Below are 22125 nucleotides of genomic sequence, written 5' to 3' on the forward strand. Positions count from 1 at the left end.
TCCGCACTCAGCTGTAGGCCCGCAACCGGCGGGGGATGTGGCTAGATGGGCTTCCCTTGAAGCCCTCTCGTTTTGGTTGCCCCATGAGTTCGCGCGAAAATACCGGCATGGCCCTCGGCCTGCTGGGCGTCATCATCTTCAGCCTGACCCTGCCCTTCACGCGCATCGTGGTGCAGGAAATCCACCCGTTGCTCAACGGCCTGGGCCGAGCGCTGTTTGCGGCGATCCCGGCGGCGGCGCTGTTGTTGTGGCGCCGCGAACGCTGGCCGACCTGGCGCCAGGTGCGCGGGCTGTGCCTGGTGATCGCGGGGGTGATCCTCGGTTTCCCGGTGCTGTCGGCCTGGGCCATGCAGACCTTGCCGGCGTCCCACGGCGCATTGGTCAACGGCCTGCAACCGCTGTGCGTGGCGCTGTATGCGGCGTGGCTGTCCCATGAGCGGCCATCGAAAGCCTTCTGGGCCTGCGCAGCGCTGGGCAGTGGATTGGTGTTGAGTTACGCGCTGATTACCGGCGCCGGTAGCATCCAGGCCGGTGATTTGCTGATGCTCGGTGCGATTGCGGTGGGCGGCCTGGGGTATGCCGAAGGCGGTCGATTAGCCAAGGAAATGGGCGGCTGGCAGGTGATCTGCTGGGCGCTGGTGCTGTCGACGCCGGTGCTGATCGGCCCGGTGTGGTACCTGGCGGCGCAGCATCAAGGCGCGATTTCGATGCGCGCGTGGTGGGCGTTTGGCTATGTGTCGCTGTTCTCGCAGTTCCTGGGGTTCTTTGCCTGGTACGCCGGGTTGGCCATGGGCGGGATAGCGCGGGTCAGCCAGATCCAGCTGTTGCAGATCTTCTTCACCATCGCGTTTTCGGCGCTGTTTTTTGGTGAACACATCGAGCCGATAACCTGGCTGTTTGCGTGTGGGGTGATCGTGACGGTGATGCTGGGGCGCAAGACGGCGGTGCGACCTGCGCCCGTAGCATTGGCCGATCAGGCCAGGTAACCCTCCGCGCGCAGCAGGGTTTCCAGGCAGTGTTCGGTGATGTGGTAGAACGCCTTGAGTTGCTGGATCTTCTCCAGCAACTGCGCGTTGTCCAGCGGCTCTGAGCGCTTTACGGCCAGGATCATCTTGTTCTTGTTGGTGTGCTCCAACGAGATGAACTCGAACACCTTGGTCTCATAACCGCAGGCTTCGAGGAACAACGCCCGCAAACTGTCGGTGACCATTTCGGCCTGCTGGCCCAGGTGCAGGCCGTATTGCAGCATCGGCTTGAGCAGCACCGGGCTCTGGATCTGCAGGCGGATCTGCTTGTGGCAGCACGGCGAGCACATGATGATCGACGCGCCGGAACGGATGCCGGTGTGGATCGCGTAGTCGGTGGCAATGTCGCAGGCATGCAGGGCGATCATCACCTCCAGTTCGCTGGGGGCCACGCTACGCACGTCGCCACACTTGAACACCAGCCCAGGGTGCTCAAGGCGGGCGGCGGCGGTGTTGCACAGGGCCACCATGTCTTCGCGCAATTCAACGCCGGTCACTTCGCCCTCGGCCTTGAGGGTGTTGCGCAGGTAGTCGTGGATGGCGAACGTCAGGTAGCCCTTGCCCGAGCCGAAGTCGGCAACGCGCACCGGCTGGTCCAGCTTCAGCGGTGACGAGGTCAGCGCATGGCTGAACACTTCGATGAACTTGTTGATCTGCTTCCATTTGCGCGACATCGACGGGATCAGCGCCTGCCTGGCATCAGTCACCCCCAGGTCGGCGAGGAACGGCCGGCTCAGGTCAAGGAAGCGGTTTTTCTCGCGGTTATGCTCAGCCGATGGCGCTTCGCGCAGTTGCTGCGGCTTGCTTCTGAACAGCGAGCTTTTGTTCTTCTTGCTGTATTCCAGCTGGGCTTCGTCGGTCAGCGACAGCAGGTGCGCGTTCTTGAACCGGGCCGGCAGCAACTCGGCAATCGCTGCCACACCCTCGGCCACCGGGAAGTTCTTGGTGATATCGCGGGTCTTGTAGCGGTAGACGAAGGACAGGCACGGCTGCTCCTTGACCGTTACCGGCTTGATGATCAGCCGTTGCAACTCGGCTTCATCGCCGACGTACTTGGCCAGCACCAGCTTGATAAAGGCATTCTGCGCGAGGCTTGCGCTCAGCAGTTCGATGAACTGGGCATGATGATCCGGTTGAGCAGTGACAGACATGAACAAAAACGCCTCGGGCAGGGAATGCCGGGCATTTTAGGGGGGATAGTGATTCAGGGCACGGGGTTATTTGATCAGTGGTCATTGGATGGAACACCACAGAACCCAATGTGGGAGGGGGCTTGCCCCCGATAGCAGTAGATCAGCCAATGAATCGGGTGACTGACACACCGCTATCGGGGGCAAGTCGAACCGTCGCACCGCCCCTCCCACATTTTTTTGCCCAGCACTGAGTTTTATTCGAGTACGACCAGGCGATTGGGCAGTTCATTGCGGGTTTGCGTCACCGGCACATGCACCTTCAACAACTCGCCACAGGCCTCGATGCACGCCACAAACCCCGCCAACGTCTGCCCCTGCTTCACCTGCTGGGTAAACGCCTTGACGATCCCATCCCAGTTGCTGTCATCCAGGCGACTGGAAATGCCGTCATCCACCAGGATCTCCACGTACCGCTCGGCCTCGCTGACAAAAATCAGCACACCGGTGCTGCCCAGGGTGTGATGCAGGTTCTGCTCGAGGAACTGGCGTCGCGCCAGGTTGGAGGCGCGCCAGTGGCGCACCGAACGCGGGATCAACCGTGTCGTCACCTTGGGCAGGCGGAACACCAGGCACAGCACGATGAAGGTCGCCCATTGCGCCAGCAGCAAGGTGTACATGGTCAGGTAGCCCGACAGGTAATGCACCACTCCCGGCACCACCAACGCGATCAGGCTGGCCCACAGCAGCGGGATGTAGGCGTAGTCATCGGCGCGGGCGGCCAGCACGGTCACCAGCTCCGCGTCGGTGGTCTTTTCCACGCGGGCGATCGCCTCAGCGACTTGGCGCTGCTCGTGTTCAGTCAGTAATGCCATGGTTGTGCTTGCTCTCTCATTATTATCATCACCAGCCGCCTGAAGCCCCGCCACCGCCAAAGCCGCCACCGCCGCCGCGGAAACCACCGCCGCCGCCCCCGCCACCACCGCCGCGTCCGCTGCTGCTGAGAATCGCCAGCAGGATCGCGCCCACCGGCAGGCCCAGGCGATTGCACAGCCACAACACGCCGATCAGCAGGATAAACAGGCCGATGGAAAACCCGGGATTATCCTTGGCAAAGTTGGCGTCCGCCACATGGGCCGGCACGGCCAGCGGTTCGCCGCTCACCACCTGCACCATCGCCGCCACACCGTCGCTGATGCCCTGGCTGAAGTTGCCGGCCTTGAACTTGGGTGCAATCACCTGGTTGATGATCACCCACGACTGCGCATCGGTGAGCACACCTTCCAGGCCGTAGCCGACTTCGATGCGCAATTTGCGCTCATCGCGGGCGACGATCAACAGCGCGCCGTTGTCCTTGCCCTTTTGGCCGATGCCCCACTGGCGGCCCAGTTGATAACCGAAGTCCTCAATCGGCACGCCCTGCAGGTCGGGCACGGTGACCACCACGATCTGGTCGCCGGACGTCTGCTCCAGCGCCTGCAATTGCTGGGTCAGTTGCGCACGCGTGGCCGGGTCGATCATCTGGGCGTTGTCCACCACCCGCCCGGTCAGCGCCGGGAAAGTCAGCGCAGCCTGGGCCACGCCCACGCAGGCCAGAAGCCACAGCGCCAGGCCTATCCGTAATAAACGCATCGACACCTCAGCGCAGCCTTATTTGAACTTCACTTGCGGCGCTTTATCGGCATCGGCACTGGTGGCTTCAAACGTGGCGCGGACCGGCAAGTCGCTGTACATCACGCTGTGCCACAGGCGGCCAGGGAAGGTGCGGATCTCGGTGTTGTAGGCCTGCACCGCCTGGATGAAATCGCGACGGGCCACGGCGATACGGTTTTCGGTGCCTTCAAGCTGGGATTGCAGGGCCAGGAAGTTCTGGTTGGCCTTCAGGTCCGGGTAGCGCTCGGAGACCACCATCAAACGACTGAGCGCGCCGCTCAAGCCGTCCTGGGCCTGCTGGAACTGCTTGAGTTTTTCCGGGTTGTCGAGGGTGCTGGCATCCACCTGGATCGAGGTGGCCTTGGCCCGCGCTTCGATCACGGCGGTGAGGGTGTCCTGCTCATGGGCGGCATAGCCCTTGACCACTTCCACCAGGTTGGGGATCAGGTCGGCGCGGCGTTGGTACTGGTTCTGCACCTGGCCCCAGGCGGCCTTGGCCTGTTCGTCCAGGGTCGGGATGTTGTTGATGCCGCAACCGCTGAGCACCGTACCGATCAATAGCAAAACCGCGGCTTTCAAGCCCCAGCGGTAACCTTGTGCTGCTTGCATGGTGTTTCTCCTGGCGAACCTTGATGGAATTGGGCACCGGTAAGGCATAATCCGCTGCCACGACTGGATTGCATCGAATCAATCAGCTAAAAAGATGCCCACCGCTAATAAGAGTTCCGAAGTGTGCGGCATTTGTCGGTATAACACTCGAACAACAACATTACGTTCCCCACATTTTGGCAGAACAGCGCATTTTCGCTGTGCAGTGAGCCGAAAAAGGATATTCATGAAGAAGCTGTGTTTGCTCGGCCTTGTTGCCACGCTGGCCACCCACCCCGCCTGGGCAGAAACAAAGCCTGCTGCGCTCAAGGACAAGGACGCCTTCGTCAGCGACCTGCTCAAGCAGATGACCCTCGATGAGAAGATAGGCCAATTGCGCCTGATCAGCATCGGCCCCGAAATGCCCCGCGAGCTGATCCGCAAGGAAATCGCCGCCGGCCGCATCGGTGGCACGTTCAACTCCATCACCCGCCCGGAAAACCGTCCGATGCAGGACGCGGCCATGCGCAGCCGCTTGAAGATCCCGATGTTCTTCGCCTACGACGTGATCCACGGCCATCGCACCATCTTCCCGATCAGCCTGGCCCTGGCCTCCAGCTGGGACATGGACGCCATCGGCCGCTCCGGGCGCATCGCCGCCCAGGAAGCCGCCGCCGACAGCCTCGACATCACCTTCGCGCCGATGGTCGACATCTCCCGCGACCCGCGCTGGGGGCGTACCTCCGAAGGCTTCGGTGAAGACACCTATCTCGTTTCGCGCATTGCCGAAGTGATGGTCAAGGCCTTCCAGGGCGTCAGCCCCGCGAACGCCGACAGCATCATGGCCAGCGTCAAGCACTTCGCCCTGTATGGCGCGGTGGAAGGCGGCCGCGACTACAACGTGGTCGACATGAGCCCGGTCAAGATGTACCAGGATTACCTGCCGCCGTACCACGCGGCGATCAAGGCCGGTTCCGGCGGCGTGATGGTGGCGCTGAACTCGATCAACGGCGTGCCCGCCACCGCCAATACCTGGCTGATGAACGACCTGCTGCGCAAGGACTGGGGCTTCAAGGGCCTGGCCGTGAGCGACCATGGCGCGATCTTCGAGTTGATCAAGCATGGCGTGGCCAAGGATGGGCGTGAAGCCGCCAAGCTGGCGATCAAGGCCGGCATCGACATGAGCATGAACGACACGCTGTACGGCAAGGAACTGCCCGGCCTGCTCAAGTCCGGCGAGATCGAACAAAGTGACATCGACAACGCCGTGCGCGAAGTGCTCGGCGCCAAGTACGACATGGGCCTGTTCAAGGACCCGTACCTGCGCATCGGCAAGGCCGAGGATGACCCGGCCGACACCTACGCCGAAAGCCGCCTGCACCGCAGCGAGGCCCGCGACATCGCGCGCCGTAGCCTGGTGTTGCTGAAAAACCGGGACAACACCCTGCCGCTGAAAAAATCCGCGACCATCGCCCTGGTCGGTCCGTTGGCCAAGGCGCCGATCGACATGATGGGCAGCTGGGCCGCCGCCGGCAAACCCGAGCAATCGGTGACCCTGCTCGACGGCATGAACGCGGTGATCGGCGAAAAAGGCAAGATCATCTATGCCCGTGGCGCCAACATCACCAACGACAAGGCGGTGGTCGACTACCTGAACTTCCTCAACTTCGATGCGCCGGAAGTGGTCGATGACACCCGACCTGCCCAAGTGATGATTGACGAAGCGGTCAAGGCTGCCAAGGATGCCGATGTGGTGGTGGCCGCCGTGGGCGAGTCCCGTGGCATGTCCCACGAATCCTCCAGCCGCACCGACCTGAACATCCCGCAAAGCCAGCGCGACCTGATCAAAGCCCTCAAAGCCACCGGCAAGCCGCTGGTATTGGTGCTGATGAACGGTCGCCCGCTGTCGATTCTGGAAGAGAACCAACAGGCCGACGCCATCCTGGAAACCTGGTTCGCCGGCACCGAAGGCGGCAACGCCATCGCCGACGTGCTGTTCGGCGACTACAACCCGTCGGGCAAGCTGCCGATCACCTTCCCGCGTTCGGTGGGGCAGATCCCGACCTACTACAACCACCTGACCATCGGCCGACCATTCACCCCAGGCAAACCGGGCAACTACACTTCGCAGTACTTCGATGACACCACCGGGCCGCTGTTCCCGTTTGGATATGGCTTGAGCTACACCACATTCGGCCTGTCGGACATGGCGCTGTCGTCCACCACCCTGAACAAGACCGGCAAGCTCGACGCCAGCGTGACGGTGAAGAACACCGGCAAGGTCGATGGCGAAACCGTGGTGCAGCTGTATATCCAGGACGTGGCCGGTTCGATGATCCGCCCGATCAAGGAGCTGAAGAACTTCCAGAAGGTCATGCTCAAGGCTGGCGAAGAGCGCACCTTGCACTTCACCATCACCGAGGAAGACTTGAAGTTCTACAACACCCAGCTCAAGTACGCGGCGGAGCCAGGCGAGTTCAATGTGCAGATCGGGTTGGATTCCCAGGACGTACAACAGCAAACCTTCGAACTGCTGTAAACATGTGGGAGGGGGCTTGCCCCCGATAGCGGTGGTTCAGTCAATATTTTCAGTGACTGACACCCTGCAATCGGGGGCGAGCCCCCTCCCACATTTGCCTCCCAGTGAACTGGCTAGCCACGTCTATCCAGCAGGTTCACCACCAACCGATCAATCCACCCCCACACCCGCTGCTTCACCCGCCGCCACAACGGCCGCGACTTCCACGCCTCCAGGCTCACCGCCTGGCTCTGGGCAAAATCCCGCTCGAAACTGCCCGCCACCGCCCGCGTCAACTCAGGGTCCAACGCCTCCAGGTTGGCATCCAGGTTGAAGCGCAGGTTCCAGTGATCGAAGTTGCACGAGCCCACACTGACCCAGTCATCCACCAGCACCATCTTCAGGTGCAGGAAACACGGCTGATACTCAAAAATCTGCACGCCCGAACGCAGTAAACGTGGGTAATAACGATGCCCGGCATAGCGCACGGACGGGTGATCGGTACGCGGGCCGGTGAGCAGCAAACGCACTTCCACACCCCGCCCCGCCGCCCGGCGCAGAGCACGACGCACGCCCCAGGTCGGCAGGAAGTACGGAGTCGCCAACCAGATACGTGTCTTGCTGCTGTTCAAGGCACGGATCAACGATTGCAAAATGTCCCGGTGTTGGCGGGCATCGGCATAGGCCACACGACCCAGACCCGGTCCGGTGGCGGGCATCCTGGGTAACCGTGGCAAGCCGAAATGGGTGGCGGGTTTCCAGGCGCGGCGCGCGTTGTTGGCGTGCCATTGGCGGTCGAACAGGGCTTGCCAGTCGAGCACCAGGGGGCCGCTGATTTGCACCATCACTTCGTGCCAGTCGGCACTGTCGTTGCCCGGCGTCCAGAATTCATCGGTCACGCCGGTGCCGCCGACAAAGGCGATGTCCTGGTCGATCAACAGCAGTTTGCGATGGTCGCGGTACAGGTTGCGCATCCAGCGGCGCCAGCGCAGGCGATTGTAGAAGCGCAGTTCCACACCGGCATCGGTCAAGCGCCTGCGCAGCCCGAGGGTAAACGCCAGGCTGCCGTAATCATCGAACAGGCAGCGCACCTGCACACCGCGTTCGGCGGCCAGCACCAGCGCCTGCACCATGGCTTCGGCGCAGGCGCCGGCTTCCACCAGGTACAACTCCAGCTCGACTTGCCGCTCGGCGCGGGCGATACCCACCAGCATCTGCGGGAAAAAACTCGGCCCGTCGATCAACAACTCGAAACGGTTGGCGCTGCGCCACGGGAACACCGCGCCACTCACGTCAGCGCGCCGTAAAGATCAGCACCGCACCCACCGGCACCGACAGACTGATCGACTTGAGCCCCGCCGCCTTGCGCAGTGCGGCCACACCCGGCGCCAGGTCGAAGTCCTCGGCATGCACCACCAGCGGCTCCAGGGTGACCACCTGGAAACGCCGGTCATCCAGGCGCGTGGCCAGCAGCTCGGCGCTGTAGGTCTGGGTCTTGCCGTGCAGCGTCACCGATAACGGCAGGCGCAATTCAAGCTGCGCGCCGGGGGCCAGGTCGTTGATGGGTTGCAGGTTGATTTGCGCGTTGACCAGCGCCTCGGGGAACGTCTTGATCTCGAACAGCTGATTGCGCATGCGCTCGTCGCGCAGCGGGATGCCGCTGTTGACGGACTCCAGCTCCACCTCAAGCTGCGCCGCGCCCTTGCTGTCGACCTTGCCGTGCAACACCAGGAAGCGATGCACTTCGGTGATTTCGGTGTTCTTGGTGGTGACGAACGACAGCCGCGAGGACTCGTTATCCAGGTACCAGTCGGCATGGGCAGGCACGGCAGCGGCGGCCAACAGGGCGAAAGCCAGGGGTTTGATCACAGAAGCGTTGAACATTGAAGACTCGTGGGGCGAAAAACCTGGACGAACCTTAACCGGATCGCGAGGGTTACGCCAATGCGCGCTGCACTTCGCGCACCGTCTCCTCCAGGCTGGCCATGTGCAGGTTCAACACCCGCTCAACCGGCGCCTGATGCATCGGCCAATGCAGCGCCATGCTCCCAACCAAGCGACCATTGGCGCGCACTGGCAAGGCCACGGCACGAATCAGAAACGGCAGGCGCACCGGATACTCCCAATACCCCTCAGTGCGCTGGCCGAAGCCCTGATGCTGGGTTTGTTCGCAGGCCTGGTACTGCTCGTCCGCCGCCACCCGGTCACGGCCCGCCAAACGTTGAACCTCTTCGGCCGGCAATTGGGTCAGGCAGGCCTTGCCCATCGCTGAATGAAACAGGCTGGCGTGCTGGCCGACGATCTGGCAATTGTTCGGGTAGAGCTTGCGCAACACACTGGGAATCGCGCTTTCCATGACCTCCAGGCGCTCGCCATCAAAACAGGACAAATCCACCACCAACCCGGTGCGCTCACTGAGCTCCAGCAGCCAAGGCGCTGCGCTTTCCACCACCTGGCGCTTGAAGCGTTGCTGGGTGTCGCCGAACAAACGTTGGGCACGCAGGCGGTAACGACGATCGCTCAAGCCGCGATAGACCCAACCCTGCTCCTGCAACGTCAGCAACATGCGCGACACTGTGGCCTTGGGCAGACGTGTGAGGTAATGCAACTCCTCCAGCCCCAGGGCCTGGTGCTCGCCCAGCAACTCGACGATTGCCAGTGCGCGCTCGACCGAGCGTACGGTGCCTGTCTCCATGTTCGATCTCCCTGTTGCCGATGGATGATCATTGTTCACAGCAAGATACAGGCCCGGTCGTGGCTCAACCCGTCGATTCAAGGCACGTCGGCGGTCGACGCTGCACCCATTGCGTCAGCTGTTCATGAGCATAGGCCAATTGCAACACCGCCCGATCCGCCTGGGCCGGGCCGATGATCTGCAGGCCCATGGGCAGGCCCTGGGGGTTGAAGCCCACCGGGATGCTCATGCTCGGCAGCCCCGCCAGGGTCGGGCCGATTACCACTTCCATCCAGCGGTGATAGGTGTCCATCTCACGCCCGCCAACGTGGCGCGGCCAGGGTTGTTGTGCCTCGAAAGGGAACACTTGGGCAGTCGGTAACAGCAGGAAATCGTAGTGCTCGAACAGTTTGGCGAGGGCGCGATACCACGCGCTGCGGTCCACCGACGCCTGGTACACCTGCTGGGCCGTCAGATTCAGGCCGCCCTCGACTTCCCATTGCGCTTCGGGCTTGAGCCGCGCACGTTTCTGAGGGTTGGCGTAGGCCGCGCCGAGGTTGCCGTGCACCAGCCAGTGGCGATGCACCAACCAGCTGCGCCACAGCCGCGCCATGGAAAAGTCCGGCTGACAGCTTTCCACCGTGCACCCCAACGCGATGAAATCATCGAGGGCTGATTCGCACAGGCTCAGCAGACCGTCGTCCATCGGCAGGTAGCCGTTGTAATCCCCCAGCCAACCCAGGCGTGCGCCCTTGAAATCACGCTGCAAGGGCTGGCTGAACACCGTCGGATCGTCCTTGGACGACAATGGCACCCGAGGGTCATAACCCGCCTGGATACCCAGCAACCGCGCTACATCCGTCACGCTGCGGCCCATCGGGCCTTCGGTGCCCAACTGTTGCACGAACACTTCAGGCATAGGCCCGTGAGGTACGCGGCCTTGTGACGGACGCAAGCCAAACACATTGTTGAACGCCGCCGGGTTGCGCAGCGAGCCCATCATGTCGCTGCCATCGGCCACCGGCAGCATGCGCAGCGCCACGGCCACGGCCGCCCCGCCGCTGCTACCGCCGGCTACCAGGCTGGGGTCGTAGGCATTGACAGTGGTGCCGAACAGCGTGTTGTAGGTCTGCGAACCCAGGCCGAACTCCGGCACGTTGCTCTTGCCGATGATGATCGCGCCACTGGCACGCACCCGAGCCACGCTGATGGCGTCTTCAGTGGGCACGTGCTCGGCGAACAAAGGCGAACCCAGCGTCGTACGCAAGCCTTTGGTAGCCGCCAGATCCTTGATCGCCTGGGGCATGCCGTGCATCCAGCCACGTGACTGGCCCTGGTCCAACTCGCGATCACGTTCCCGCGCCTCGGCCAACACGTCATCGGCATCGCGCAGCGACACCAGCGCATTCACCCTCGGATTGAAGCGCTGAATCTGCGCCAGATAGGCCTGCACCACCTCTACGCACGACACTTGTCGCGCGTGGATTGCCCGCGACAGTTCGGTGGCATCCCAATCAACAATACTCAAGGCTTCACCTCTTTGGAAAACGGCAGTGGTCGCTTGGCCCGCGGTGCCTCATGCATGCAGTAAGTGCCCAGCAGCGTCAGCACGCAAGCGAACAAGACATAGAAGGATGGCGCGACGGGCGTGCCCAGCACTTTGGTCAGCCACGTGACGATCAACGGTGCGAAACCGCCGAACACCATGACCGCCACGTTATAGGCGACCGATACACCGGTCGAGCGAACTTCGATGGGAAACTGCTCGGCCAATGCCGTCGGTGCCGGCCCGAAAAAACCACCGATGGCTGTGCACAGCAGCACCTGCATCGCCAGCAGCCGCTCGATGGACGGTGCGGCGGCGACCCACACGTACAGCGGATAAACCATGACGAAGAATGCGAGGGTGAATGCCATCAACACCGGCCGCCGCCCCAGGCGATCCGAGAGCAGCCCGGACAGTGGAATCACCACGGTCATCAGCGCCACCGCAAACATCTGCACCATCAATACTTGGTCCAGTGGCAGACCAAGGCTTTTGTGGGCGAAGGTCGGCATGTTCACCAGCACCACATAGAACGACACCGTCGCACCACAGGCCAGGCCCATGGAGACGAGGATGCTGCGTCTGTGCTCGCGCACCACCTGCACCAGGCTCGGCGCCGGACCGCTCGCCTGTTTGCGTGCCTCGATGAACTCCTCTGGATCTTCCATGTGCCGCCGAATCCACAGGCCCACCGGGCCAATCAGCAAACCGAACACGAACGGCAAGCGCCACCCCCACAGGTCGAGGGTTTGCGGCGAAAAGAAATGCGTGACCGCCGCCACCATCGCTGCGCCGCCGAACACGGCCAGGCATTGCCCCACCAATTGCCAGGAGCCATATAAGCCCTTGCGATGGGCCGGAGCGCTTTCCACCAGAAACGCCGTTGCGCTCGCGTATTCACCGCCGGTGGCAAACCCTTGAAGCATGCGTGCCACCACGATCAACAACGGCGCGCCCATGCCGATGGCGGCGTAATTGGGCGCGAACGCGATCAATGCGATGGACACGGTCATCAGCCGGATAATCAACTGCATCGCGGCCTTGCGGCCTTTGCGGTCGGAATAGATCCCCAGCAGGATGCCCCCCACCGGGCGCATGAAAAAGCCCACGCCAAAAGTGGCCAAGGCCATCAACAGCGACGCGTACTCGTCATCCGAAGGAAAAAACTGCCGGGCAATGATGCTCGCCAGAAAGCCGTAGACAATGAAGTCATACCATTCCAGCGCATTGCCGATTACGGCCGCCACCACTTGGCGGGTGCGGGACACACCTGGTTTTGCAGTCTGCATGAGGAACACTCCATTCAACCGATCGAGGGAAAGGGTCCAGCGGCAGAAAAAGAAGATCGTCAGACAGGCTTGAGCCAGCTCTCGGCCAGCGCGCCCCAATAGGCGGCACCCGTCAGCAGGATATCGTCGTTGAAGTCATAGGCGGGGTTATGCACCATCGGCCGCGACACGCCATTGCCGATGAACAGATAGCTGCCGGGGCAGCGTTGCAGCATCCAGGCGAAGTCTTCGCTGCCCATCAGCGTGCGGGTGTTGCCGTCCACCGCATCGGCGCCTAGCAAGGCGACGCCAACCTGGCGAGCGAACTCGGTTTCTTCGGCGTGATTGACCAGCACCGGATAGGCCGGGCGGTGTTCGATCTGCGCCGTGCAGCCAAAGCTGGCAGCCTGGGTGTGGATGATGGCGAGCACGCGCTCCAGCATCTGTTCGCGCACCTTGGGGTTGAGCGCGCGCAGGCTCAGACGCAACAGCGCCTCTTGGGGAATCACATTGGCTGCCTGGCCCGCTTGCAGCGCGCCCACCGTGACCACGGCCGCTTCCTGAGTGTCGATATTGCGCGCCACCACCGTCTGCAACGCCATGACCAGACTCGCCGCCGCTACCAACGGGTCCACCGTCAGATGTGGCATGGAGCCATGGCCGCCAACGCCTTCGAGGGTCACCGTGAGCAAGTCCTGCGACGCCATCATCGGCCCGACGCGCAACCCCAGATGCCCCGCCGGCAGCCCCGGCATGTTGTGCATGCCAAACAATCCATCGCAGGGGAAGCGCTCCAGCAAACCATCGGCCAACATGGCTTCGGCACCACCCTGGCCCTCTTCGGCAGGCTGGAAAATCAGGTTCAACGTGCCGTCGAATTGCCGCGTCGCCGCCAGGTAACGCGCGGCGCCAAGCAGCATGGTGGTGTGGCCGTCATGCCCGCAGGCATGCATGCAACCGGCGTGCTGGCTGGTGTAGGCCGCGCCGGTAGTTTCGATGATGGGCAACGCATCCATGTCAGCGCGGATGCCCAGGGTGCGCGAGCTGCTGCCATTGCGCAGCACGCCCACCACGCCGGTCTTGCCGATGCCGGTGTGCACCTCATAGCCCCATTCCCTCAGGCACTGCGCCACGAGGGCCGAGGTGCGGTTCTCTTCGAAACCGAGTTCAGGATGGGCGTGAATGTCGTGGCGCACGGCGCGCAAGTCGCCGGCAACGTCGCTGAGCCAATCCAGGATGTGCTGGTGTGGGCGCATGGTGATTCTCCTCACAGGCGGGTGTTCCCGTTCTTGTTTGCTGCACATCGCCAGATAACCGCGAAGTGCGCAGGAGGACAATCAAAGGTGGTTCCACCCTGTGGAACCTCAGGGCTCCAGGCGACACCCCTGGCGGTCGCCCAGCCACCTCGCCGTGTGCGTGCGCCCCAACCCGCTCGCCGCTACCTCACTGCGCTCCGGGTTATCACTGAACGCACTGGTCGGCACGTACTGCTTCACATACCCGCGGCAATACGCCGCCGGATTGTTCTGCACATACCGGCACGAACAGTATTCCTTGGCCGTATACGCCGCGATGATGTCGGGGAAGGCTTGCAGGTTGACGCGTTCGTGCCAGCCCCACCCCAGCAAGGCGAGCAACAGCAACAGCAACAGGCTGGTAAACGGCCGACGACGAATCATGGTTGCACCGCCGCCAGCACGCGCTTGAGCAGTTCGTTATGGCGATAGCTGCCGTCGCGGTCATCGCCGTAGCGCACGATCACCAGGTGTTCATCGGGCATCACGTATAACGCCTGGCCCCAGTGGCCGAGGGCGGCGAAGGTGTTGGCGGGGGCGTCAGGCCAGGGTCTCGACGCGCCGGTATTGAGCCACCAATGCCCACCCGGGACGGCTTCATCCTGGCCGACCTTGTATTTGTCGAAGGGCTGGCGATTGAAGGCGACCCAGTCTTTGGGCAGCAGTTGTTGATCGCCCCAACGCCCGTCCCGCGCCATCAGCAGGCCGACCCGTGCCAGGTCGCGGGCGGTGAGGTAGGCGTAGGACGAGGCGACGAAGGTTTCGTCGGCGTCGGTTTCCCAGGTGGCGTTGCGAATACCCAGCGGCTTGAACAGCGCATCCCACGGGTAACTCATATAGGCCTTGTGGCCGAGCATGCCCTTGAGGGTGGCGGACAGGATATTGGTGTCGCCGCTCGAATAACGGAACACCTGGCCCGGCTCAGCCGTCGCGTCGGTGTCAGCGGCAAAGTCGGCCATGTCACCGCGACCACGGGTGTAGAGCATCGCCACCACTGACGATTTCAGCGGGGCGTATTCGTAGTCTTCCTGCCAGTCCAGGCCCGAGGCCCAGTTCAGCAGGTCGGCCATGGTCACCTTGGGGTGTTGTTTCATCGGCGGGTAAAAGCGCGCGGCGGGATCGGAGAGTTTGAAGCGGTTCTCGCCGTAGGCCACGCCGAGCACCGTGGCCATCAGGCTTTTGCTGACCGACCAGGTCAGGTGCGGGGTGCTGGCGGTGGTGGGCGCGGCGTAGCGCTCATAGAGGATCACACCATCGCGGATCACCAACAGCGCATCGGTGCGGATGCCTTTGCGGGTGGTGTCGTCACGCGGCGGGAACGCGTAGGCATTTAGGGCATCGACAGCAGGGCCTTCGAGCGGCGTGGCCTTGAGCCAGTCCTTGTCAGGCCAGGTTTCAGCATGGGTGGCAACAGTGACAAACAGCAGGGCAACATACAACAGGCCTCTGACCATGGACGCAGACTCAAGGAACGATCAAACCCGGGAGGCTAGTCAATGCCAATGACCGTTTGAAGACACCGCTCTGTTCTTGAAGGCATACGCCACGTCAATAACCTTTGTTGGTGAAGGCCCTCCCCGCTTGCCCCAACGCTCCTCTCGCCCCTTAAACACCAAAGCGGCGTGACCGTTTGATTCAAAGACGCCCATCCGACCCTGGGCCAACTGCTCAGGCGGCACAGCCTCCACCTCGTCCCAAACACCTAGCCGCCTGAATGCATATTCAAGGCGGCCGCCGCTATTCAGCACGTGCATCGCCTCGGTAAAGCTCGCCGGGCCAGACTCCTGATACCGTTTGGCGCTGACCGCGAACATGAAATTGGCATACAACACCGTCATCGGATCTTCGCCTTTAAGCTGCGCAACAGCTGCGGCCTGTTTCAATTCGTCCTTCGTCAAGAACGTCGATTCCCCGTTTCTCAGCGTGACATGGTAGCCATCGGCCGTTTCACGCACCGATTTGAATACGTCCGTAGGACGCTTGCCAAATTGCATCATCACCGCCTTGATCGCCGCAACAGTCGAGCAATTTGCTTTGTTCCACTGACTGAAATCGCCCCAGATATTTCCGACTTTCCCTCCACCGGTGGACGCCGCAGGTTTGTAGTCAAATAGTTTCTCTCCCGAAACATTGGGCTTTTGACTCATCTTTTCGCCGTAGGTACGACCATCTTTAACCCGTGTGCCGGTATGCCCTTCCAGAGGCGCAGGGACTGAAAAGGAAGTCGGCGGGAAGGCCGATGGTGTCGTGTCAGGACGCGGGGGAAACTGCGTAGCAACGGGATTTGGCATAGGTGAGCGCTCTGAAAAGCGGAGCCTGTCTGAAGCTCCTGACAGCTTGAAGGCCCAACTGCCTTCAAACCCGGCCACTGGGTGACCAATACCCCTCATTGGGTTCCCGCGGTCTTCTGCCCTGCGGCTTGCAAGGCGCTGTCATCCAAGCGTCACCATAACTTCATGGAGATGACACCGAGCCTACATAGCCTGACTTTGGACAAACAAGTCGACCGGCCGAAAGGTGGCTGGCACTCGGAGATTCGCCATGACTCAGATCGCCCGCATCAGCGACACCGGCAATGAACGCCGTCTGCAAGCCGAACGCCTGGTTGGCGCGCAGGCGTTGCAGGAAGCCCAGGCCCTGCGGTTCAACGTGTTCAGCGGCGAGTTCAACGCCAAGCTGAAAGGCGCGGAACTGGGCCTGGACATGGATGACTATGATGTTCACTGCAGCCACATCGGTGTGCGGGACTTGAACAGCGGTCGACTGGTGGCCACCACCCGTTTGCTGGACCATCAGGCGGCCAGCACCCTGGGCCGGTTCTACAGCGAAGAAGAATTCAGCCTGCATGGCCTGCTGCACCTGCAAGGCCCGATCCTGGAGATCGGCCGCACCTGCGTCGACCCCGCTTACCGCAACGGCGGCACCATCGCGGTGTTGTGGGGCGAATTGGCCGAAGTGCTCAACCAGGGCGGCTACAGCTACCTGATGGGTTGCGCGAGCATCCCGATGCACGACGGCGGCATCCAGGCCCACGCGATCATGCAGCGCCTGCGCGAACGCTACCTGTGCAACGAACACCTGCGCGCCGAACCGAAAAAACCGCTGCCGGCGCTGGACTTGCCGTCCAACGTGATCGCCGAGATGCCGCCGTTGCTCAAGGCTTACATGCGCCTGGGTGCGAAGATCTGCGGCGAGCCGTGCTGGGATGAAGATTTCCAGGTGGCCGACGTGTTCATCCTGCTCAAGCGCGATGAACTGTGCCCGCGTTACGCGCGCCACTTCAAGGCTGCAATGTGATGAGCCGCCTGCGGGTTTACGGGCGCATTGCCCGCGTGCTGGTGGTGGTGGCGCTGGGCCTGAGCATGGCCAGTGTGTTTGGGGTGTTCGAGCGCTTGGGGATCGCCAATTCGATGGTGCGGCGCCAGCGTTGGTCGCGGTTTTTCATGGCGCGCCTGACCAACGCCCTGCCCTTTCGCGTGACGGTGCACGGCGAATTGCCAACGCAGCCGATGCTATGGGTGAGCAATCACGTGTCCTGGACCGATATTCCGCTGCTCGGTGCCGTGGCGCCGATGTCATTCCTGTCCAAGGCCGAAGTGCGCACCTGGCCGGTGGCGGGCTGGTTGGCGGCCAAGGCTGGCAGCTTGTTTATCCGCCGGGGTTCGGGCGACAGCCAGTTGATCCGCAAGCAGATGACCCGCCACCTGGAGCAACAGCACCCGCTGTTGATGTTCCCGGAAGGCACCACCACCGATGGGCGCAGCCTGCGTACGTTCCACGGGCGCCTGCTGGCCAGTGCGATCGATGCGGATGTGTCGCTGCAACCCGTGGCGATCCGTTACCTGCGTGATGGGCAAGTGGACCCGCTGGCACCCTTTATTGGCGACGATGATTTGCTCTCGCACTTGATGCGCTTGTTTGCCAATGACCAGGGCGATGTGGAAATCCATGTGCTCACGCCGATTGCCTGTGCCGGGCAGGAACGTGCGGCGCTGGCGTATCAAGCGCAGCAGGCAGTGCAGAAGGCGTTGTTCGCGCCGGTGCCGGAAGCGGAACATGTGGATGCTCGACCAGCATTCGCTGCCTGAACTCAAGTGAACACCGTTCAAATGTGGGAGGGGGCTTGCCCCCGATTGGGGTGTGTCAGTCACTGCATGCTTTGACTGAACCATTGCTATCGGGGTAAGCCCCCTCCCACATTCAGCTTTACCTTGTCAGTTGGATCTGTGCGAATGCTTGCAGCTCGGGGTAGAACCGTCGGAAATCTTCACTCAGCGGCTCGTACAACTCTCGCAACTCGTGCATGGCATGCCCCAGTTCCTCGGGTTGTGTCAGCCGCCGCGAAATCCCCCGCAACACCTGATCCATCACCGCAAACTCTCGGTACGAACCCAGCCAATCATCCGCCGCCATATACGGCGCAATCTGCGCCAGTCGCCCCGGCAATTGCGGTTCGGCGGCAAGCACGCGGTACACCTGCGAGGTGAAGTGTTCCAGTGGCTGGTCGGCATACAGCGCCCAATCCCGCGCCAGGCAGTGGTCGAAAAACACATCGAGGACGATCCCGGCATAACGCCTGCGGGTCAGGCTGAAGCGTGACAACGCCTCCCCCACCAGAGGGTGGCTGTCGGTGAAGCGGTCGATGGAACGATGCAGCTGGATCGCCGATTCGATTTGGGGGCTGAACTGGCCCTGCAGGCGGCCTTTGACAAAGTCGCCATAGAGGCTGCCCAGCAGTTGCGCAGGAAGTTGGCCGCCCAGGTGCAGATGTGCGAGATAATTCATGGCGCGCAGTCTACCACTGCCGTCAACGTATCGTTATAACCCGATATACCGAATGAGCCTAGGCTCAGACCAAAATCATATTGGTATATCGGGATAGACCGATTTAAAGTTCGCCTCATCGCGATATAACGCTGTACGCAACCGAGCACCTGCCATGTCCATCGACCTCGACGAAATAATAAAAGCCCTGGCACACCCAGTACGACGAGACATCCTCACCTGGCTGAAAGACCCGAAAGTGCAATTCCCCGAGCAACTGCACAACCACGAATACGGCATCTGCGCCGGGCAGATCGACCAGCGCTGCGGCTTGTCCCAGTCGACGGTATCGGCCCACCTGGCCACCCTGCAACGCGCCGGGTTGATCAGCAGCCAGAAGGCCGGCCAGTGGCACTTTTTCAAACGCAACGAGGACACCATCCAGGCCTTCCTCGCGGCGCTCACCACCGAACTCAACGCGCACGACAGCGCCGCGTTGTAACAAGGAAACGCCAATGCCCCTCTCGCTCCTCATACTGGCCCTCAGCGCCTTCGCCATCGGCACCACCGAGTTCGTCATCATGGGCTTGTTGCCCGATGTGGCGACGGACCTGGGTGTGTCGATTCCCGGCGCCGGCTGGCTGGTGACCGGTTACGCCCTGGGCGTGGCCATCGGCGCGCCCTTCATGGCATTGGCCACCGCCAAATTGCCAAGCAAGGCGGCGCTGGTAGCGTTGATGGGCATCTTCATTATCGGCAACCTGCTCTGCGCCCTGGCCAGCGACTACAACGTGCTGATGTTTGCCCGTGTGGTCACCGCGCTGTGCCACGGTGCGTTCTTTGGGATCGGTTCAGTGGTGGCGGCCAACCTGGTGCCGGCCAACAAGCGTGCTTCGGCCGTGGCCCTGATGTTCACCGGCCTGACCCTGGCCAATGTGCTCGGCGTGCCGCTGGGCACCGCGCTGGGCCAGGCAGCCGGCTGGCGCTCGACCTTCTGGGCAGTGACGGTGATTGGTGTGGTGGCGTTGATCGGCCTGATCCGCTTCCTGCCGGCCAGGCGTGACGAAGAAAAACTCGACATGCGCGCCGAACTCGCCGCCCTCAAGGGCGCCGGCATCTGGCTGTCGCTGAGCATGACCGCGCTGTTTGCCGCGTCCATGTTCACCCTATTCACCTACGTCGCGCCGCTGCTCGGCGATGTCACCGGCGTGTCGCCCAAGGGCGTGACCTGGACCCTGCTGCTGATCGGCCTGGGCCTCACCGTGGGTAACATCATCGGCGGCAAGCTGGCGGACAAGCGCCTGGCGGCCACTCTGATCGGCGTGTTCATCAGCATGGCGGTGGTCTCCACGGCACTGACCTGGACCAGCGTCGCCGTGATCCCCACCGAAATCACCCTGTTCCTGTGGGCCACCGCCTCGTTTGCCGCCGTGCCTGCGTTGCAGATCAACGTGGTGACCTTCGGCAAGGCCGCACCGAACCTGGTGTCCACCCTGAACATCGGCGCGTTCAACATCGGCAACGCCCTGGGTGCCTGGGTAGGCGGCAGTGTGATCGCCCACGGTTTCGGCCTGACCAGCGTGCCCTTGGCCGCAGCGGCCCTGTCGATTCTCGCGCTGCTGGTGACGCTGATTACTTTCCGTCAGGGCGGCGATGCCGACCTGGCCCTCGCTACCCACCGATCAACCACTTATTAGAGAAAGGTGTTATCCCATGACGACTATTTTCGATCCGATCAAACTGGGCGACCTGGAACTGTCGAACCGCATCATCATGGCGCCGCTGACCCGCTGCCGTGCCGATGAAGGTCGCGTGCCCAACGCGCTGATGGCCGAGTACTACGTGCAACGCGCTTCCGCCGGGCTGATCCTCAGCGAAGCCACTTCCGTGACGCCGATGGGCGTGGGCTACCCGGACACCCCAGGCATCTGGTCCAACGACCAGGTGCGCGGCTGGGCCAACGTGACCAAGGCCGTGCACGGCGCGGGCGGCAAGATCTTCTTGCAACTGTGGCACGTGGGCCGTATTTCCCATGAGTCGTACCTGAACGGCGAAAGCCCGGTAGCCCCGAGCGCGATCCAGCCTAAAGGCCACGTCAGCCTGGTGCGTCCACTGGCGGACTACCCGACCCCACGCGCCCTGGAAACCGCGGAAATCGCCGACATCGTCGATGCCTACCGCACCGGTGCCGAGAACGCCAAGGCCGCCGGCTTCGACGGTGTGGAAATCCACGGCGCCAACGGTTACCTGCTCGACCAGTTCCTGCAAAGCAGCACCAACAAGCGCACCGATCAGTACGGCGGCTCCCTGGAAAACCGTGCACGCCTGCTGCTGGAAGTGACCGACGCCGCCATCGACGTCTGGGGCGCTGGCCGCGTGGGTGTGCACCTGGCACCGCGCGCCGACTCCCATGACATGGGCGATGACAACCTGGCGGAAACCTTTACCTACGTTGCCAGCGAACTGGGCAAGCGTGGCATCGCGTTTATCTGCTCCCGTGAGAAAGAAGGTGCGGACAGCCTTGGCCCACAACTGAAGAAAGCCTTTGGCGGCACCTACATCGCCAACGAGCGCTTCACCAAGGACAGCGCCAATGCCTGGCTGGCCGAAGGCAAAGCCGATGCCGTGGCGTGGGGTGTGCCGTTCATTGCCAACCCGGATTTGCCAGCGCGCTTGAAGGCTGATGCGCCATTGAATGAAGCCCGCCCAGATACTTTCTATAGCAAAGGCCCAGTGGGTTACATCGACTATCCGACGCTGGCTCTGTGATGTAATCGAGCGAAACGAAAAGCCCCGCGCATGAGTGCCGGGGCTTTTTTCTCGTCAACTGAAAACACGCTGTGCCATTTGAAATGGGCGACCTACAGCGAGATCAACCCTTGCGCCAACGCCACACCGACGGCTTGCCGACGACTGAAAGACCCCAACTTGCGACTTGCATTCGCGATATGAAAGTTGATGGTTCGTTCCGAGCAACCCAGGATGCAGCTCATTTCCCACGTCGTTTTACCCACCCCGGTCCATTTCAACACCTCGGACTCACGCAATGTCAGGCTGCTGGGTGGTTCGCCCACAGTTTTCAAGTGTTTCTGCGAGCCTTCCAATAAAAACGGAATCAACATAAACAACATGCCCAACGGGCCATTCAGATCATCGGCAAGTTCATCTGTGTCGCTCACACATTGGGCAACATTGAGTGATCCGGCCATCTCGTTGAACCGCAGGGGAATACTCACGCCTCGTAATAGGCCATACCCCTCCCGCTCTTTCCAGAATCGGTTGGAACAGCCTCTCGCCTGTAGGCGCGCGCGCCCCCAAAACAGCGGGGCAAAGTGATGACGGCAATGCCTGATGATGGGGTCCACTTGAATGAAGTTTTCATCCTTGTACCGCTTCAGCCAGTCAGAAGGGTAAGTCGTCATGATTCTGTTGAAGGGATCATGGGTTGTCGAAGGCCCCAAGCTCAACAAGTAGCGTTCATAGCCGATGCGCCGCAGGATTTTACGCAGGTGACGCTCCCAGTCACGACGATGCAAGTCATTGGCGAGTAGGGAGAAATCATCCAACACGTGCTTGAAGTCTACCTTCGGCTGTACGCCTTCCTTTCTATACTTAAATAAGTCATCCACGATGAATCCCTGCCATCCATAGAAGCTTTCTGACA

22 protein-coding genes are annotated in these 22125 nt (G+C 62.0%); 7 read left to right on the forward strand and 15 right to left on the reverse strand.

The features are described 5' to 3' along the window. Positions 1-83 precede the first annotated feature (83 nt). The gene (locus tag BM110_RS01550; protein WP_071488895.1) at positions 84-986 is read left to right on the forward strand and encodes a DMT family transporter; all 903 of its coding nucleotides are present in this window, start codon (positions 84-86) and stop codon (positions 984-986) included. Here BM110_RS01550 and BM110_RS01555 read toward each other — a convergent pair. The 4 genes from BM110_RS01555 to BM110_RS01570 all read right to left on the reverse strand — a co-directional run bounded on the left by BM110_RS01555 (position 974) and on the right by BM110_RS01570 (position 4417). Continuing rightward, complete coding sequence (locus BM110_RS01555) at positions 974-2176, reverse strand: class I SAM-dependent methyltransferase (protein WP_093512116.1); 1203 nt, start codon at positions 2174-2176, stop codon at positions 974-976. The two genes, BM110_RS01550 and BM110_RS01555, sit on opposite strands and share 13 nt — an antisense overlap. Positions 2177-2412: 236 nt before the next feature. Continuing rightward, on the reverse strand, positions 2413-3030 hold the full coding sequence (locus tag BM110_RS01560) for a TPM domain-containing protein (protein ID WP_071488893.1): 618 nt from the start codon (positions 3028-3030) through the stop codon (positions 2413-2415). A gap of 28 nt (positions 3031-3058) precedes the next feature. Then, complete coding sequence (locus BM110_RS29985) at positions 3059-3787, reverse strand: TPM domain-containing protein (RefSeq protein WP_092241318.1); 729 nt, start codon at positions 3785-3787, stop codon at positions 3059-3061. Positions 3788-3805: 18 nt separating this feature from the next. Then, positions 3806-4417 carry a LemA family protein gene (locus BM110_RS01570; RefSeq protein ID WP_058425190.1) on the reverse strand — a complete coding sequence of 204 codons (612 nt, stop codon included), beginning with the start codon at positions 4415-4417 and terminating at the stop codon, positions 3806-3808. A gap of 226 nt (positions 4418-4643) precedes the next feature. Here BM110_RS01570 and bglX point away from each other — a divergent pair, with 226 nt between their 5' ends. Next, the gene (gene bglX / locus BM110_RS01575) at positions 4644-6935 is read left to right on the forward strand and encodes a beta-glucosidase BglX (RefSeq protein WP_071488891.1); all 2292 of its coding nucleotides are present in this window, start codon (positions 4644-4646) and stop codon (positions 6933-6935) included. A 113-nt stretch (positions 6936-7048) separates the two neighbouring features. Here the strand turns inward: bglX and BM110_RS01580 are convergent, their stop codons facing one another. The 9 genes from BM110_RS01580 to BM110_RS01620 form a co-directional block, all read right to left on the reverse strand. Then, complete coding sequence (locus tag BM110_RS01580) at positions 7049-8206, reverse strand: phospholipase D-like domain-containing protein (RefSeq protein WP_071488890.1); 1158 nt, start codon at positions 8204-8206, stop codon at positions 7049-7051. A gap of 1 nt (position 8207) precedes the next feature. After that, positions 8208-8798: a YceI family protein gene (locus BM110_RS01585; protein ID WP_093512118.1), complete on the reverse strand. Its 591-nt coding sequence runs from the start codon at positions 8796-8798 to the stop codon at positions 8208-8210. A gap of 52 nt (positions 8799-8850) precedes the next feature. After that, the gene (locus tag BM110_RS01590) at positions 8851-9609 is read right to left on the reverse strand and encodes an IclR family transcriptional regulator (RefSeq protein ID WP_092241314.1); all 759 of its coding nucleotides are present in this window, start codon (positions 9607-9609) and stop codon (positions 8851-8853) included. Positions 9610-9673: 64 nt separating this feature from the next. Further along, positions 9674-11116 (reverse strand): amidase, encoded by a 1443-nt coding sequence (locus BM110_RS01595; RefSeq protein ID WP_093512121.1) that lies wholly within the window; start codon positions 11114-11116, stop codon positions 9674-9676. Beyond that, positions 11113-12423 carry a citrate-proton symporter gene (locus BM110_RS01600; RefSeq protein WP_092241310.1) on the reverse strand — a complete coding sequence of 437 codons (1311 nt, stop codon included), beginning with the start codon at positions 12421-12423 and terminating at the stop codon, positions 11113-11115. Before BM110_RS01600 ends, BM110_RS01595 begins: the two co-directional genes overlap by 4 nt. A gap of 59 nt (positions 12424-12482) precedes the next feature. Further along, positions 12483-13658 (reverse strand): M20 aminoacylase family protein, encoded by a 1176-nt coding sequence (locus BM110_RS01605; protein ID WP_092241308.1) that lies wholly within the window; start codon positions 13656-13658, stop codon positions 12483-12485. A gap of 108 nt (positions 13659-13766) precedes the next feature. Continuing rightward, positions 13767-14081: an amidase gene (locus BM110_RS01610; protein ID WP_092241307.1), complete on the reverse strand. Its 315-nt coding sequence runs from the start codon at positions 14079-14081 to the stop codon at positions 13767-13769. Beyond that, positions 14078-15151, reverse strand: coding sequence for a serine hydrolase domain-containing protein (locus BM110_RS01615; RefSeq protein ID WP_092241305.1), 1074 nt, complete (start codon positions 15149-15151; stop codon positions 14078-14080). Before BM110_RS01615 ends, BM110_RS01610 begins: the two co-directional genes overlap by 4 nt. Positions 15152-15190: 39 nt before the next feature. Beyond that, positions 15191-15844, reverse strand: a complete 654-nt coding sequence (locus BM110_RS01620; protein ID WP_092241303.1) for a hypothetical protein — start codon at positions 15842-15844, stop codon at positions 15191-15193. A 394-nt stretch (positions 15845-16238) separates the two neighbouring features. Here BM110_RS01620 and olsB point away from each other — a divergent pair, with 394 nt between their 5' ends. Further along, entirely contained in the window at positions 16239-16994 is a 756-nt protein-coding gene (olsB, locus tag BM110_RS01625; RefSeq protein WP_003172415.1) for an L-ornithine N(alpha)-acyltransferase, read from the forward strand. Beyond that, positions 16994-17785 (forward strand): lysophospholipid acyltransferase family protein, encoded by a 792-nt coding sequence (locus BM110_RS01630; protein ID WP_093512123.1) that lies wholly within the window; start codon positions 16994-16996, stop codon positions 17783-17785. Before olsB ends, BM110_RS01630 begins: the two co-directional genes overlap by 1 nt. A gap of 118 nt (positions 17786-17903) precedes the next feature. Here BM110_RS01630 and BM110_RS01635 read toward each other — a convergent pair whose 3' ends face one another. Next, the gene (locus BM110_RS01635; protein WP_093512125.1) at positions 17904-18482 is read right to left on the reverse strand and encodes an acyl carrier protein phosphodiesterase; all 579 of its coding nucleotides are present in this window, start codon (positions 18480-18482) and stop codon (positions 17904-17906) included. Between the two features lie 154 nt (positions 18483-18636). Between BM110_RS01635 and BM110_RS01640 the strand changes: the two genes are divergently transcribed. From BM110_RS01640 to BM110_RS01650, 3 genes are read left to right on the forward strand one after another with little or no spacing between them, the layout of a single operon-like run. Beyond that, on the forward strand, positions 18637-18963 hold the full coding sequence (locus BM110_RS01640; protein ID WP_092241301.1) for an ArsR/SmtB family transcription factor: 327 nt from the start codon (positions 18637-18639) through the stop codon (positions 18961-18963). 13 nt (positions 18964-18976) lie between these two features. Then, on the forward strand, positions 18977-20158 hold the full coding sequence (locus tag BM110_RS01645) for an MFS transporter (RefSeq protein WP_093512127.1): 1182 nt from the start codon (positions 18977-18979) through the stop codon (positions 20156-20158). A 16-nt stretch (positions 20159-20174) separates the two neighbouring features. Then, positions 20175-21230: an alkene reductase gene (locus BM110_RS01650; RefSeq protein ID WP_093512129.1), complete on the forward strand. Its 1056-nt coding sequence runs from the start codon at positions 20175-20177 to the stop codon at positions 21228-21230. 92 nt (positions 21231-21322) lie between these two features. On the opposite strand, the gene BM110_RS01655 is transcribed toward BM110_RS01650, so the two are convergent. Beyond that, positions 21323-22090, reverse strand: a complete 768-nt coding sequence (locus tag BM110_RS01655; RefSeq protein ID WP_093512131.1) for a LuxR family transcriptional regulator — start codon at positions 22088-22090, stop codon at positions 21323-21325. Positions 22091-22125 lie beyond the last annotated feature (35 nt).

The sequence above is a fragment of the Pseudomonas sp. NFPP28 genome (assembly GCF_900115535.1).
GTDB classification, from domain to species: domain Bacteria; phylum Pseudomonadota; class Gammaproteobacteria; order Pseudomonadales; family Pseudomonadaceae; genus Aquipseudomonas; species Aquipseudomonas extremorientalis.